This is a genomic window from Vulgatibacter incomptus, from assembly GCF_001263175.1.
GTDB classification, from domain to species: domain Bacteria; phylum Myxococcota; class Myxococcia; order Myxococcales; family Vulgatibacteraceae; genus Vulgatibacter; species Vulgatibacter incomptus.
Map to the genome: position 1 here is coordinate 1,771,438 of NZ_CP012332.1, position 13,325 is coordinate 1,784,762.

The 13,325-nt window shown below is 70.9% G+C and carries 11 protein-coding genes; 1 reads left to right on the plus strand and 10 read right to left on the minus strand.

Annotation, left to right across the window (positions count from 1 at the left end):
- Positions 1-29 precede the first annotated feature (29 nt).
- Positions 30-1,391: an MFS transporter gene (locus AKJ08_RS07275; RefSeq protein ID WP_082342846.1), complete on the plus strand. Its 1,362-nt coding sequence runs from the start codon at positions 30-32 to the stop codon at positions 1,389-1,391.
- Position 1,392: 1 nt separating this feature from the next.
- Here AKJ08_RS07275 and AKJ08_RS07280 read toward each other — a convergent pair whose 3' ends face one another.
- The 10 genes from AKJ08_RS07280 to purE form a co-directional block, all read right to left on the minus strand.
- Positions 1,393-2,454: an AI-2E family transporter gene (locus tag AKJ08_RS07280; RefSeq protein ID WP_082342848.1), complete on the minus strand. Its 1,062-nt coding sequence runs from the start codon at positions 2,452-2,454 to the stop codon at positions 1,393-1,395.
- Positions 2,455-2,515: 61 nt separating this feature from the next.
- Positions 2,516-3,232: an SDR family oxidoreductase gene (locus tag AKJ08_RS07285; RefSeq protein WP_050725459.1), complete on the minus strand. Its 717-nt coding sequence runs from the start codon at positions 3,230-3,232 to the stop codon at positions 2,516-2,518.
- Positions 3,233-3,350: 118 nt separating this feature from the next.
- On the minus strand, positions 3,351-5,639 hold the full coding sequence (locus tag AKJ08_RS07290; protein WP_050725460.1) for a D-alanine--D-alanine ligase family protein: 2,289 nt from the start codon (positions 5,637-5,639) through the stop codon (positions 3,351-3,353).
- Positions 5,640-5,745: 106 nt separating this feature from the next.
- Complete coding sequence (locus AKJ08_RS07295; protein WP_050725461.1) at positions 5,746-6,297, minus strand: RDD family protein; 552 nt, start codon at positions 6,295-6,297, stop codon at positions 5,746-5,748.
- Positions 6,294-7,253, minus strand: a complete 960-nt coding sequence (gene hemB / locus AKJ08_RS07300; RefSeq protein WP_050725462.1) for a porphobilinogen synthase — start codon at positions 7,251-7,253, stop codon at positions 6,294-6,296. The genes AKJ08_RS07295 and hemB overlap by 4 nt, the downstream gene beginning before the upstream one ends.
- 691 nt (positions 7,254-7,944) lie before the next feature.
- Entirely contained in the window at positions 7,945-8,700 is a 756-nt protein-coding gene (locus AKJ08_RS07305) for a WecB/TagA/CpsF family glycosyltransferase (protein ID WP_082342850.1), read from the minus strand.
- Complete coding sequence (locus AKJ08_RS07310; RefSeq protein WP_050725464.1) at positions 8,697-10,496, minus strand: O-antigen ligase family protein; 1,800 nt, start codon at positions 10,494-10,496, stop codon at positions 8,697-8,699. Before AKJ08_RS07310 ends, AKJ08_RS07305 begins: the two co-directional genes overlap by 4 nt.
- Positions 10,497-10,547: 51 nt before the next feature.
- A complete protein-coding gene (locus tag AKJ08_RS07315; RefSeq protein WP_050725465.1) occupies positions 10,548-11,663 on the minus strand; it encodes an LptF/LptG family permease in 1,116 nt (371 codons plus the stop codon).
- A complete protein-coding gene (locus AKJ08_RS07320) occupies positions 11,660-12,868 on the minus strand; it encodes an LptF/LptG family permease (protein ID WP_082342854.1) in 1,209 nt (402 codons plus the stop codon). Before AKJ08_RS07320 ends, AKJ08_RS07315 begins: the two co-directional genes overlap by 4 nt.
- Positions 12,786-13,295: a 5-(carboxyamino)imidazole ribonucleotide mutase gene (gene purE, locus AKJ08_RS07325; protein WP_050725467.1), complete on the minus strand. Its 510-nt coding sequence runs from the start codon at positions 13,293-13,295 to the stop codon at positions 12,786-12,788. The genes AKJ08_RS07320 and purE overlap by 83 nt, the downstream gene beginning before the upstream one ends.
- Positions 13,296-13,325 lie beyond the last annotated feature (30 nt).

A 13,325-nucleotide genomic window follows, 5' to 3' on the forward strand; every position in this document is an offset into this window, starting at 1 on the left:
CCCCTGTCGAAATCGATGAACCTGCTCGGATGGAGGATCGGCTCGCCGACCCCATCCCCGCCGCTCCCCCGATCGCGCCCGGCGACCCTCCCACGGAGGATTCCGCGGGCGGCGACACCGACCGGACGAAGCGCTCTCTCGCGTACTGCACCGCCGAGGGAATGACCGCCGAGGTCGTCACCGCGTGCGCGGGCGGAGCCACGCTCATCGCGTGGGCGCTCTACCTGCAGTGCAGCCCGGTCCTCGTCGCGATCCTGGGCTCCCTCCCCTTCCTGGCACAGATCGTCCAGCTCCCATCGGCCCTGCTGACCTCGAGGCTGGGCGGGCGCCGGGTCGCGATCGTCGCGTTCACCGCCTCGCGACTCTCGCTGCTCCCGCTGGTGGTGATCCCCTTCCTCGGCGCCGAGCTGGATACCAAGCGCGACCTCCTCTTCGCCGTGGCCGCGGCCAACACGCTGCTGGCCGTGGTCGGCACGAACGCCTGGACCTCGTGGGTCGGCGAGCTCGTGCCGGCGACGATGCGATGCCGCTACTTCGGCATGCGAAGCGCCCTGACCACCCTGAGCGGCGCGAGCGTCGCCCTCCTCGCCGGGATCGTCATCCAGCGCTCCGAGCTCCTCGGCCTCGAGCCGATCGCGCTCTCGGGCCTGGCGGCGGTCGCGATCGTGGCCGGCCTCGCCACCGCGCCGATGCTGCGGCGCCAGCACGAGCCCGAAGGCGCGCGCCCCGACGAGAATGGATGCCTGCGGCTCGCCGCTGCCGCCTCCTGCGTGCTCCGCGATCCGGCCTCGAAGCGGCTGCTGGCGTACCAGGTGGCCTGGAACGCCGCGATCGGGATCTCGTCCAGCTTCTTCGCCTTGCACCTGCTCACCAACCTGCGCATGGGATTCGCCCTGGTGGCGGCCCAGGCCGCCGCCACCGCGCTGGTGCGGACGATGGCGACGCCGGTCTGGGGACGGGCGCTGGATCGCCTCGGGCCCAAGCGGGTCCTGGTGTTCTGCTCCTTCGGCCTCTTCGTCACCCCTCTCGTGTGGCTGTCCCCTTCACCCTCCGTGCTGCTCTGGGTGATCGCCCTCGACGCCCTGACCGCGGGCACCCTCTGGGCGGGTCACTCGCTCTCGGCGTTCGAGCTCCCGCTCGCGATCGCCCCCCGCGAGAAGCGCCCCTACTATCTCGCGACCTTCGCGGCGGCGGGCGGACTCGCCTTCGCGGCGGCGGCGCTCTTCGGCGGAGTGCTCGCGCAGCTCCTTCCCGACACGCTCTTCCTCCTGGGAAAGCCCGTCCAGAACCTCCAGGTGCTCTTCGTGCTCTCGGCCATCGGTCGGCTGATGTCTGCGCCGCTCGCACTCCGGGTGCTCGACCCCAGGAAGCCGGCCGGGGCCATCGCCTAGGTCATCGCGAGGCCAGCCGCGGCGCGAAGTCCCGCTTCCAGATCCGCACCATCGCCGTGAACAGCGAGCCGATCAGCGGACCGATGATCACGCCGACCGCCCCGAAGACGATCAGGCCTCCGAAGATCGTGAGGAAGACCAAGAGCGGGTGCAGGCGGATGTGACCCTTCGCCAGGATCGGCCGGAGCACGTTGTCGACCGTCCCGACGATGAGGAGACCCCACGCCAGCAGGAAGATCCCGGCCACCGTGCGGCCCGTGAGGATCAGGATGACCCCGGCCGGCGCCCACACCAGGCCCGTGCCGAGGATCGGGACCAGCGAGAGGAACGACATGAGCACCGCCCACACCAGCGGGGTGGGCACCTCTACGATCAGGAAGCCGATCCCCCCCACGAGGCCCTGGACCACGGCGGTGACGATGTTCACGAAGACCATCGTCTGGGACACGTCCCGGAACTCCTCGACGAGCTCCGCCTCGTAGGTGGGGTCGAGGGGCGTCGCTTTCGAGACCTGGACTAGGTACCGCTTCCCGTCGAGGAAGAAGTAGTACATCGAGACGATCGCCAGGATGGTTTCGACGAGGAGGCGCGTGGTCGCCCCCAACGCCGCCCCGAGCCACTTGGTGAAGAAGCTTCCCAGGGAGCTGAGCATCGTCTGCACCTGCTGGCCCGCGCCGATCTCCTGGAGCCGCGCCACCAGGGGTTGCAAGGCGGCAGGGACGCGCCCGCCGAGGAGCTCCTCGAGCCCGCCGGGACCGAGGTACTCCTTCAGCTTGCCCACCAGCTCGATCGCCTGCTCGACCAGCACGAAGACCACGGTGGCCAGCGGCACGAAGACGAGGAGCGTGACGGCGAGGGTCGAGGTGCCTGCGGCCAGCCCGCGCCGCCCCTTGAACTTCTTGACCAGGGCCTCGTGGGGCGCGTCGAAGAGGACGGCCGCGAAGGCGCCCACCAGGACGGGGATGAGGTACGTCCAGATGACGACGACGAACGCGATCAGCGTCGCCACGAAGGCGACGATGAAGGCCACCGTGGACCAGCGGATCGTCCGGTCCCATCCCACGAGCGAAGCCCCATCACCGAATCGCCCGCGAACGGGCGGTGCCCCAGCGCAGCCAGGCGGGTCAGCCGAGCCGCGCTCCGCCGTCGACGTGGACCAGGGAGCCGGTCGTGAACCGGTTCTGCATCACGAAGAGCGCCGCCTCGGCGAGATCGGTCGGCGCGCCGATGCAGCGCGCGGGGAGCGACTGCGCCGTGGCGGAGAAGAAGCGCTTCCGCTGCTCCTCCGGCATGCCGCTCCAAGCGGGCGTCTCGACCACGCCCGGACAGACGACGTTCACCCGCAGCGGGGCGAGCTCGACCGCCAGGGCACGGCCAAGCGCCTCCACCGCGCCGTTCACGGTGGCGACCATCGCGGCCCCCACGGTCGGCTTGTGGGCGGCGAGGCCCGAAAAGAGCGTGATCGATCCGTCCCTGCGGAGGTGCGGAGCCCCATGGCGCGCGGCGCAGAGGTAGCCCCAGACCTTGGTGTCGATGGTGCGGCGGGCGGCAGCGAGGTCGAGCTGGAGAAGAGGCCCGTAGGCCAGATCCGCGGCGGTGAGCACCAGGTGATCGAAGGCCCCGATCCCCTGGAAGAGCGTGCGGACGGAGGCCTCGTCCGAGAGATCGACCTGCGCCGCCTGCGCGCGCTCGCCGAGATCCGCTACCGCCGCCGAGAGCCTTCGGGCCGAGCGGCTCGCGACGACCGCGCTGGCGCCCTGGGCGATCGCCTGCCGCGCGATCTCCAAGCCGATCCCCGACGATCCACCGACTACGACGACCTTTTTCCCTGCGAGCGACATTTCCGCATCCCCTCGGGCCCTCGGCGCTCCATGCACCTCGAGGAAATCTAGCGCCGCACCCGAGAGACTGCCGCCACCGGCCGAGCCGAAAAGCCAACCGGTGGACGGAGAGGACTCGCTACCGCGGATCGCTCCCGGTGGGCGACTCCCCTTCCCCCTGGCCTTCCCCCGGGCCTTCCCCCGGGGCTTCCCCCGGGGCTTCGGCAAGCGCTCCTTCGATGCGATCGACGACGTCCATCGCCGAGGCCCACTCGGAGCCGGACGCCGCCGAGAACGCCGCCGCCTCCGGTTCGGCGAAGGCGGGCTCCAGGAGCCGGGCCGCGACCTTGTCCTGCTCGACCTTGCGGTGCATGCGCGGGCCGTCCGCCGTGATCATCGCCCGGCGCTCGCGGACCCGCTCCTTGTACCGACGGATGGCGCCCGAGAGGATCTCGCCGATCAGCGTCCGGTAATCCATGCCCGCCGCCTGCGAGATCAGCACCAGATCGCTCCACCCCGGCGTCAGCCCCGGCAGCGGGTTGCACTCCAGGAAGTAGATCCGCCCGTGGTCGTCCATGCGGAAGTCGATCCGCGCCACGTCGCGGCAGCCCAGCGCCACGAACGCGTCCCGGGCGCACTCCTCGAGCTTGCGGCGGGTCTTGTCGTCCACCTGCGCCGGCGTGTCGTAGCGGATCCGGGCGTCCCAATCCTGCTTCATCTCGAAGCTGTAGATCGGGTTCTTCATCGATTTGTCGAGGAAGACGATCTCCATCGGCGGCAGGGCCCGGGGCCGCCGCTCGCCGAGCAGGCCCACCGTGAACTCACGGCCCAGGATGTACTCCTCCACGAGGACGTGCTGGCGGTACTTGGCCGCCAGCTCCCGCGCCACCTCGCGCAGCTCCGCCTCGGTGTCGCAGACGCTCTTGGAGATCACGCCCTTGGAGGAGCCCTCGGCCACCGGCTTGACCATCAGGGGCCAGCGCAGATCCCGCGGCAGCTTCTCCTTCCCCGTCTGCATCAGGAAGTACTGGGGCGTGAGGATCCCGTGGGTGCGGACCATCCGCTTGGCGAGGCCCTTGTCGAGGGTGATCGAGAGGGCGGCGGGATCGCTGCCGGTGTAGGGGATGTCGAGGAGCTCGAGGAGCGCGGGGACCTGCGACTCCCGGTTCCGGCCCTTCAGGCCCTCGGCGATGTTGAAGACGACGTCCACCTGGGAGCTCGCGAGGATCGTCGGGAGCTCCGACGTGGCCTCGAGATCCACCACCTCGTGCCCATAGGAGGCGATGGCCTCGCGGATCGCCTGGAGGGTCTTGGGCGAGTCGTACTCGGCCTCGGAGTCGCTCTGCCCGTCCAGCGTGGGCGTGACCCGCTTCACGTTGAAGGCGAAGCCGACCTTGAGGGGCCCGACCTTGCGCGGCTTCGCCTTGGGCCTGCCGGAGTCCTTGATGGCGTAGCGCTTCGTGGCGCTCTTGATCACCGCGTCGAGCACGCCGTCGAAGTGCAGGCCCTCGAGGGCCGCCGCCGCGAAGAGCGACGAGCCGGGCTCCAGCGAAGGGAGCAGGTTGATCTCGAGGAGGTGGACCGCCCCGTCCGGCGTGACCCGGAAGTCGACGCTGCCCAGGTCGCGGCAGTCGAGGATCTCGAAGGCGCGCCGGGCCGCGAGGCGGACGGCCTCCGCCACCGATCGCCCGAGCTCCGCCGGCCGCCGCGTGAGCGCGCTCCGCCGATTCCCGGACTTGGTCTCGTAGTCGAAGATCGGGTAGCGGCGATCCGCCTCGGCGCCGACGACGTACTCGATCGGCGTGAGGATCCCCTTGCCCGGCCCGTCGGCCAGGGCGCCGAGGTAGGGGACGGAGATGTCCCTCCCCGGGACGTACTGCTCCACGATCAGGCCCGCCGGGTAGCGCCGGAGCTGCTCGGCCACGAAGGCGGGCAGCCGCGCGGGGTCCTCGATCACGGAGTCCTGGCCGATCCCCTTGGAGGAGCCCTCGAAGTTCGGCTTCACGATCACCGGGAACGGGAGCGAGCGGACGTCGAGGCGCTCGAGCCTGTCGACGAACTGCCAGCGGGGCGTCACGAGGCCCTGCTGCGCGAAGATCATCTTCGCGAGCTGCTTGTCCTGGCTGACGGTGAGCGCGTAGGAGTCGCTGCCCGTGTAGGGCATGCCGAGCTCCTCGAAGAGCGCCGGGAAGAACGCCTCCCGGAACCGGCCACGCCTCCCTTCGGCGGCGTTGAAGATCAGGTCCGGCGAGTACGCCTCGAGGCGGGCGACGGTCCGGCTGGCAGGCCCCGAGACCTCGATCCGCTCCACGCGGTGTCCCAGCCGTTCGAGGGCGCCCGCGAGGGCGTCCACCGTGTCCTTCGAGTCAAACTCCGCCTCGTCCTCCGAGTCCGAGAGGCGGAGGTTGTGCGTCAGCGCGATGCGCATCTGATGGGCTCTCCCGGCGCCGGATCGATGCCGTCGCTTGGGCGTAGAGCATGCCGCGATCCCGCTTCATTCCGCCATCGGGAAGAAGCGTGTCGGCTTTCGGACATCAGGGAGCGGCGTCGCGGGTCTGGACCTCCGCGGGGCCTCCCACGTCCCGCCCCAGCGCGTGGGCCCGCCGCAGCAAGTCCTCCGTCGAGGCGCGCACGTCGAGGGGGACCTTGCCGTCGATCACCTGGGTATCGGCGAAGATGTCGCCGATCCGGACACCGAGGGCGTCGCTCGACGCCATGTAGAGCTCGAAGAGCGCGATCGGGATCGCGACCATCGCGAGGAAGACGTTCGTGAGGAACGCGAAGCCGATCGCGATCGGCAGGTTCCGCACGAGCGACTGGGCCGGTGTGCAGGAGCGACGCGTGGGAACGTGAACCGCCTTCACGCCCAGGAGCCGCTTGCCCGGGGACTGCCCGTTGGGGAGGCCGTCGGCGAAGAGCAGATAGGCGAGCGCCATCGCCACGCCGACGGAGGGGATGAACCAGGCGAAGAGGCCCGCGACGAAGAGGTCAACCGCCTTCGCCAGGAGCCTGGGAGCCAGCTCCGCCTTCGGATAGGGCGAGCCTTGCCGGCGGGCGCTGCCCTTGGTCTGCGTGCTCTGGCTCATCGGAGGGCCTGGGCCGCCTCCAGCGCGTGGTACGTGATGATCAGGTCGGCGCCGGCGCGCTTGATCGAGGTCAGGGTCTCGAGGATCGCCCTGGGGCCATCGATCCACCCGTTCCGGGCGGCGGCCTGGAGCATCGCGTACTCGCCGGACACGTTGTACGCGGCCACCGGCACGTCCACCTCGTCGCGCACCCGGCGGATCACGTCCAGGTAGGCGAGGGCCGGCTTCACCATCACGATGTCGGCGCCCTCCTCCACGTCCCGCTTCACCATGCGCAGCGCCTCCCGCGCATTCGCGGGATCCATCTGGTAGCCGCGGCGGTCCCCCTCGCTCGGCGCGCTCTGGGCCGCGTCGCGGAAGGGCCCGTAGAAGGCCGAGGCGTACTTGGCCGCGTAGCTCATGATCGGGAGCTGGCTGAAGCCGCTCTCGTCGAGGGTCTGCCGGATCGCGTGGACCCTGCCGTCCATCATATCGGCAGGCGCGACGATGTCGGCACCGGCCCTCGCGTAGGCCAGCGCCGTGCGCGCCAGGAGCGGGAGCGTCTCGTCGTTCTGCACCTCACCGTGGCGGAGGACGCCGCAGTGGCCGTGGACCGTGTACTCGCAGAGGCAGACGTCCGTGATGACCAGCAGGCCAGGGGCGGCCTCCTTCAGCGCCCGCACGGCCGTGGGGACGATCCCGTCGTCCTCGTAGCCCGAGGTGCCCAGCTCGTCCTTGTGGTCCGGCACGCCGAAGAGGAGGACGGCCGGGATCCCGAGGTCGTGGGCCCGCTTCGCCTCCTCCACGAGGGTGTCGACCGAGTGGTTGAAGACGCCGGGCATCGAGGCGATGGGCCGGCGGATGCCCTTCCCCGGCTCGACGAAGAGCGGAAGGATCAGATCGGAGACCGAGAGCTCGGTCTCCCGGACCAGGGAGCGAAGGGCCTCGCCTCGGCGGAGTCGGCGGCCACGGATCATGGAAGCGCGCAAGCGTGTCCTCCCCGCGCCTCGGGCCTTCGGTCTGGGTCGAGGCCGGGCGCGAATGGGCCGCACTGTACCGGCGGATCCCCCACCCGTAAAGGCGACCCGTTCATCTCCTTCGGACGAAACAGCCCGGATTCCCGGAGCATTCGTCGTGGAGTCGTATGGGAGGAGGGAAGCTCGCTGCGCACCGTCCGGCGTGGCGGGGTGCTCGCCGCAGCGGCTAGCAGGCTGGCATTCCAGCGAGGGGGCACGGGCGAACGTGCACCTCGGCCGGTGCGGGATGTACCGCCGCGAGCCCGAGGGTTCGCGAGGGGAGAGCCCCGGCTCGGCCGGCGTGGTCGCCAGGGCCTGGGAGCAGCAGAGCGCTCGACCTTCCACGTTGCGAATATCGGGCCAACGCCCGTGGAGACCCAGCCAGCCGTCCAAGTGCCGGAAAGCACGCCCGTCGATGGATCTCCATGCTCCGCGAGCGGTTCGCGGGCGCGAAAGTCTTACCGGTTTCGACCCCTTCGAGCGTGAATCGTTCGGCGGCCGCGGCAGGAATGTCGCAACTCGGACAGCCGCGCCGCGGCGAAAGGGCACACGTCCACCCCGCTCCGAGCCTCAACGAAAGAGACCCTGGAGCCTTGCGAGCACCCGCCACGCCGAACGAAGGAGCGAAAGCCTAGCACGGTCGCCGCAGGGATCAATCCCCCCTGCGGCGAAGCGCCCGCCAAGCGATCGGCAGGAAGGCGACGTCCTCCACCAGGTAGCGGCGAAAGAGGCGGCGCGGTTCTCGGGAGAGGCGCCAGAGCCATTCGAAGCCGCTCCGCTGCACCCACGGCGGCGCCCGCCGCACCCGGCCCGCGAGCATGTCGAGGCTGCCGCCGATCCCCAGGATCACCTTCGCGCCAAGGGCATGGGCGTGCTCGGCGATGAACCGCTCCTGGCGAGGCGCGCCCATCGCCACGAAGAGCACGTCGGGGGCCGCGCGCTTCACCGCGTCCAGCGTTTCGCCCAGGCGATCGCCGTCCTTCTCGAAGCCCATGGGGGGCGAGAGCACGCCCGCCACGGCCAGGTTCGGATGCTTGCGACGGAGCACTTCGGCGGCGCCGTCGGCGACCCCGGGCGCGGCGCCGAAGAGGAAGATCCGCCGACCGGCAGCGGCGCAGGCCTCCGCCAGGAGCGGCACGAGCTCGGAGCCGGCCACCCGCTCCGGAACCCGGGCGCCCATGCGGCGGCCGAGCCAGACGATGGGCATGCCGTCGGCGGTGACGATGCCGCCGCTCGCGAGGGCCCTGGCGAAGCCCGGATCGCGAGACGCCTTCACCACCATGTCCACGTTGCAGGAGAGGATCGTCAGCGGGGGCGAGTCCGCCCCCTCGCAGTGGGCCATCGCCCGGGCGACGACCTCCTGGGCCGTGAGGCAATCGACCGGAATCCCCGCGATCTCCACCCTCATCGGAGCCCCGCCATCGCGACCGCCGCGAGGCCCACCGCCACCGCCGCCGCCGGGAGGCGGGCCAGGTGCCGGGCCCGCCCCTGGAGATCGGCCTCCCCGAAGGAGAGCGGTCCCGACCACGCCACGAAGAGCATCGAGACCAGGCAGGCCGCCACGGCGAAGTTGTAGGAGAGCAGCGGCTCGAAGCCTGCCGCGAAGTCACGGACGACCCCGTAGTCCAGCGATCCCACGAAGCCCAGGACGCCGAGGCAGCAGAGCGCCCCCGCCACCGGAGCCGGGCCGATCCGCCCCGGACGCCGGATCGCGTGGCCGGCGCCCGCGATCGCGGCGCCCAATCCGCAGAGGGCCGCGCCTGCGGAGGCGGACCTCCACCACTCGGCCGAGCCCGGCGCCAGCGCTGCAGTGAACGGCCTCGTCGCCAGGATCGCGGCGCCGACGAAGACGATGAGCCCGCGGAGGGAGCGCGCCAGGGATCCGCCGAACCAGGGGAGGTGGAGCGCGACGAGCGCGGCCAGGAGCCAGAGCGACGCCCGGGCGAGGGCGGGCGTCACCAGTCCGAGCGAGGCGGTCCCCCCGAGAGCTGCGCCGGCGATCGCGAGGGCGGCGCCAGCGGCGGCCTTCCTCGCCCGCTCCTCGGGCGCGGACCCTCCGTCATAGAGCAGGCCTTCCTCGGCGGACGGGAGCGCCGCCTCCCCCGCCGCCGCGAGGCCCAGCGAGAGGAGGAAGCCGAGGGCGAAGCCGATCAGCGGCTCGCTGAGGGGTTCGTGGTCGAAGGACCACGCCAGCAGAAGGCCCACGGCGCCAGCGGCGCCCAGCACGATGGAGCGGGCGGCGGAGTCGGCCTCCGGGAGGCCCTTCCAGCCCCGCCTCAGGGCGGCGAAGCTCGCGCAGTAGAGCCAGAACGCCGCCACCAGGCCCAGCGGGCCGTGCTCGGTCCACACCGCGAGGAGGCTGTTCCTGGGGTGGTCCTGCGGCTCGAGGCCCTGGGCGGCGAGGGCCTCGCCGGTCCGCGCCGCGAAGTTCCCCGCCCCGATGCCGATCGGCTCCCGGGCCAGCGCCTCGAGGGTCCGGGACCAGAGGAAGCCCAGCCCCTGACCCGAATCACCGGGAGTCGAAGGAGCAAAAACGACCGCGGAGGCCCACGAGAGACCGAGGGCGGCGAGGAGGATCGGGGCCGCCCGCAGCGGCCGGCGTCCGAGGATCGCCATCGTCGCGACGGCTCCCGCCAGGGCGAGCCAGGCCGTCGGCGACCCTGCCCTCCACGTGACGAGGGCGACCGGCAGCGCCGCTACCGCGCCGACGATCCGGGCGCGGCCCCCACCGGCGCCGACGAGCCACGAGGCGGCGAGGAGCACCAGCGCCGCCGTGGAGAGGAAGGTGATCGGGAACGACTCCGGGCGGGACCCGACGAGCTCGACGATCGCCCTGAGACCCACTGCGAAGACGAAGAGCACCGCCAGTCGAAACGCCCGGGAGCCGTCGCGCACCGCTCCCGTCAGCGGAATCGCGACACCAGGCCGGCCCATCGCCCATGCGTGTGCAGCGGTCAGGCTCGCCCCGGGGGCGATCAGCGTGCCCACGCCGAATGCCAGGCCGAAGAGCGCGTAGGGCTTGCCGAGGGCGGTCGGGCGGTAGGGCCGCGCCGCCAGCGCGAACAGCGCTGCGGGGACCACGACCGCCCACGCAAAGGGGAGGCCGCCGCCGATCGCGAGCGCACAGGACGCCAGCGAGGCGTCGAGCGCGAGGCGGAGGCGAGGGCCTACCGTGATCTTTGAAGCGTTGGCGAGGATCTCCACCCGCGACCCACCCGAGTTGGACCTCCGTTGTAGAGGCTGCGGCCGACGCGGTCAAACCAGGGTCGTGGGCACTCGTCGACGGGTGAGCAGGAACTCGGGGATCCCGGCCACCGAGCCCACCGCGATCAGGATGACGAGGGGCGCCATCGCCGCCGGTGCCGGCGGAAGCCCTCCCGAAATCCCGATGGCCCGGAACGCCGTCCACAAGGAGAACATCACCAGCGTGACCCCCAGCGCCTCCGCGATCGAGATCGCCACATGTCCGCTGCGGTTCTTCCGGAGCGCCAGGCGGATCGCGATCAGCGCCCCAGGCACCGACGCGAAGGGATACGACAGCCGGTTGTAGAGCTCGTGCCGAAACTCGAGGTCGGCCAGGCCCAGCCGTTGCCGGAGCAAGATCTGGTGGTAGAGCTGCACGAGGCTCATCTGCCGCGGCTTGCCCGTCTTGATCCGGAGGTCGCCGAGGCCCTCGGGGAGCTCCAGCTCGAGGGTCGGGAGCCGCTCCGCGTGGGACCGCTCCCCCTGGTCGAAGTCGGAGACCGTCACGTCGGAGAGCCGCCAGCGACCGGCGGGATCCCACTCCATGGTCCCGGCGTCGATCCGCTGAACCAGACGAAAGTCCGGATCCAGGCGATAGAGGCTCACCCCCTCGAAACCCGAGTCGGACGCCTGGCGGAGGTTGTAGACCCACGACCCGCTGCGGAACCACCGCTGCTGCTCGAGGTAGGCGCGGAAATCGCCAGGCTTTCGGCCGAAGTTGCGCTTCATCTCCTCCGCGCGGCTGGCGGCGCCCACGACCACCCACTCGTTGACGAGGACGATGCCGGTGACGATCAGCGCGCAGCTCGTGAGGATGGACGCGATCATCCGTCCGGGCCGGTTTCCCAGCGAGTAGTAGGCGGTGAGCTCACCCTGCACGCGGACCGCGCTGGTGGTGAGCCCGGCGGCGAGGACGAGGGCGCCCGGCGTCACCTGGTAGCCGAAGTCCGCGGCCAGATTCACGTAGAGGCGAATGACGTTCAGCAGCCAGCCCTCGCCCGTGAACGAGTAGGCCCTGTCGGCAAAGTCCACCACCAGCACCACGGCGAGCACGCCGGAGAGGGTGGCCACCGCCGTCTTCGCGAAGGTGCTCCCGAAATACCAGTCGAAGATCGACGGCTTCCTCAAGCCGCACCTCCCCGCTGACGCCGCCAGACGAGCATCCCCACCCCCATCGCGCCCATCAGCAGGACCGGCGCCCACGCGGCCAGCCACGCCGGCATATCGCCCCGGTTGCCGAAGGTGGCGGTGATCTTGCCGATCACGAAGTATCCGACCAGGAACGCGACGGTCCAGGAGATGGCCAGGGCCTTGCCGCTCTTGCGCTTTCCGGTCGCCGAACCGGCGACGGCAACGCCGACCAGCGAGAGCGAGAGCATCACGAAGGGATGGGCGAAGCGCCGATGGAACTCGACGAGGTAGTCCAGCTCCGGCTCGCCCTTCTCCATGTAGTAGTCGTAGTTCGCCTTCAGATCCGCCGGCGTCTGGTTCTCCATCCGGCGATCGAGGCTGTTCTTCCGCCAGATCTCGCGGTCCATGTTCACCGCGACCTCGGCCTTGGCGAAGGTGCCCACGGCGTAACCGCCGCCCTTGGGCTGTCCCCGGTGGAGATCGCCGTCCTCGAGGTGCAGCACCATCGCCCCGGACGGGTCCTTGGCCTGGATCCGCCCCTTGCGCGCCAGCACCAGGATCGGCGAGCCCGACTCCCGGGCGTCCTCCACCAGCACGTTCCCCAGGGCGCCGGTCTTCTTGTCCACGTCGGCGGCGAAGACCGTGAGGTTCGAGAGGTCCTCGTAGAAGACCCCGGGCTGCACGCCGTTGGCGAGGTTCCGCCGGATGAGGTCGGCCATCAGCCCCTGGGCGCGCTTCAGGCTCACCGGCGACGCCCAGGTCGTGATCACGAGCATGACGGCGGTGAGGAACACCCCCAGAGCGACCGGCGTGACCAGGAGCATCCCGTTCCCGTGACCGGTCGCCTCGAGGGCGACGAGCTCGCGGTCGTCGGCGAGCCTCCCGAGCCCGATGAGGACCCCGAGGAGGAAGGCGACCGGCATCGCGAAGCTGAGCAGCGAGGGCACCAGGTAGACCAGCACCCCGACGACGTCGCCCAGGTCGACGGCCGAGCCAAAGATCGCATCGGCCGCCGAGATCATCCGGGCGACGAAGAAGAGCTGCGTGAAGAAGAGGAGCGCGCCGAAGAACGGCGGCACCACCTCACGCAGCAGATAGAGATGGAGGATCCGTCTCAGGCTAGAGCTTCTCCTGGAGCTTCCTGTCCTTCTCCTCGACGGCGGCCGCCATACCGGCGACGAAGTCCTCGAGCCTCCGCGCAAGCTCCTTGTCGTGGAGGGCCATGATCCTGGCGGCCAGGTAACCCGCATTCTTGGCGCCCGCCTTGCCGATCGCAACCGTCGCGACGGGGACGCCGCCCGGCATCTGGGCGGTCGCGAGCAGCGCGTCCATGCCGGAGAGCGTCGAGCCGCCGGCCAGGGGCACGCCGATCACGGGGAGGATCGTCGACGCGGCGACCACGCCGGCGAGGTGCGCCGCGGCGCCGGCGCCACAGATGATCACCTCGATCCCGCGGCCGGGGGCCTCGTGGACGAGCTTGTGGGTGCGCTCCGGGGTCCGGTGGGCCGACGAGACCCGCACGTCGCAGGCGATCCCGAGCTCGGCAAGCGCGTCGCGCGCCCCGGACATCTCGGTCCAGTCGGAGTCCGAGCCCATCAGGATCAACACGCGGGGATTCTTCTCGCTCATTTCATCCACTCCACTTCAAGGCCGAGCCGC